Raw genomic sequence first — 1,639 nt, forward strand, 5'->3', positions numbered from 1 at the left:
GAGGAACACCACGTTCTCGCGGGCGGCGACGAAGTCCAGAGTGCCCAGGTGGGCGATGACCTCTCGTTTGAGGGAGCGCTGGTGGTCGAAGTCGAAGTCCTCCAGTCCCTTGCGGGCCGGGAAACGGGCTGCGCGGATGCGGGCCTCACCGCCGTGGGATTCGCGGGCGGCGACCTCGCGTTGCAGGCAGGCGGCCAGGAACTCCTCATGGCTCCAGGACTCGGCCCGGGCTCGTTCGGCCAGCCGGTCGACCGAGGCCGCCAGGGACGGGGCCTTGAGGACCCGGGTCAGGTAGGCCAGTTCGGCGGCGAGGTTGCGGCCGCTGCCGGTCTTCGCAGAAGCCATCAGGCCACCCCCTCAACGCCCAGCAGGGCGTCGTAGTCACTGAGTCGGCGTTGTTCGACCTCGATCCCGGCCGATGCCGTCACGGCCTGGATCTTGGTGCGGCGCAGCGCGGCGGCAGCCCGGGCGTGGGCCGGGTCGGTGATGCTCTGATGGACCGCCCAGCACCGGTCATGCCGGGCGACGAGTTGGCCGCCGCAGGTCACGGTGACCTGCTCGGGATCGGCGACGACCTCGACCAGTCGGCCGATGACCGACGGATGCACCGAGTAGTCGTTGGAGGCGATCCGGACGTAGTGGTCGCGGGCCAGCCGTGTCGAGGTCCGCCACCCGACCGCCGGAGCAACCGGCGGCAACCCGACCATCGCCGCCCGATCGGCATCGATCCGGTCGGCGGGACGACACTCGATCCGCCGGTGATGACGGGCATTGGCCCGCGTCAGCCACTGGGCGAGCTGAGTGTTGAAGTCGCCGGGGCCGGTGAAGACGCGGCCGGGCATGAAGGAGGTCTCCAGATACCCGTTCGCCCGCTCCACCAGCCCCTTGGCTTCGGGGTCGGCGGGCCTGCACTGGCGGATCGCGATCCCCAGCACCCCGCGGAACGCGTTGGCCTCGCCGGTCAGCTGCGGACGGCCACCCTTCCACTGCCCGATCGCGCCCTCGTTGTCCCACACCAGCGTCTTGGGCACCGCCCCCAGCACGCTCAGCAGGGTCCACATCCCGGCGAACAGGTCCCCGGCCGCCCGCGAGGGCAGCATCCGCGCCATCAGCCAGCGCGAATACCCCGAGACCATCACCAGCACCGGCGGGCTGCCCGCCTGCCCGGCACCCAAAGGGATCTGGGCCGGCGGGAACCACAGATCGCATTGGGCCAGCTCGCCGGGCTGATACGCCGTCCGGGACGCCGGATCCACCGGCTGGTAGTGCGGCCGCAGGATCCGGACCCGGTCCTTGAGCACGGTGAGCGAGTTCGTCCAGCCGATCCGCTCGGCGATGACCGTGGCCGGCATGTCCGGAAACTGCTCCAGCAGTGCCCGGATCTGCGGCTCCACCGCGTCCACGATCGACCCCCTGCTCGCCCGCCGGTACTTCGGCGGTTCCTCGGCCGCCAGCGCCCGCTTGACGGTGTTCTTCGAGATGCCCATCCGCCGAGCGATCGCCTTGATCGGCATGCCCTCGGCCCGGTGCAACCGGCGGATCTCCGCCCAGTCCTCCACCTTGATCACCCTCCACAGTGACAGCAAAGGGGTCAGATTTCGGCCGTCGCCTGGGGGTCAGTTTTCACGCGTCGTCGACA

The 1,639-nt window shown here is 70.3% G+C and carries 2 protein-coding genes; both read right to left on the reverse strand.

Annotated features, from left to right (window positions below):
• Positions 1–345 (reverse strand): ATP-binding protein (locus ABTW95_RS35625; protein ID WP_500228631.1); only part of this gene is annotated, 345 nt, incomplete at its 3' end.
• Positions 345–1,568: an IS21 family transposase gene (gene istA / locus ABTW95_RS35630; RefSeq protein WP_500228632.1), complete on the reverse strand. Its 1,224-nt coding sequence runs from the start codon at positions 1,566–1,568 to the stop codon at positions 345–347. The genes istA and ABTW95_RS35625, both read right to left, overlap by 1 nt.
• Positions 1,569–1,639 lie beyond the last annotated feature (71 nt).

Origin of the sequence: Spirillospora sp. NPDC127506 (assembly GCF_040302145.1) — a bacterium.
GTDB lineage: Bacteria > Actinomycetota > Actinomycetes > Streptosporangiales > Streptosporangiaceae > Spirillospora.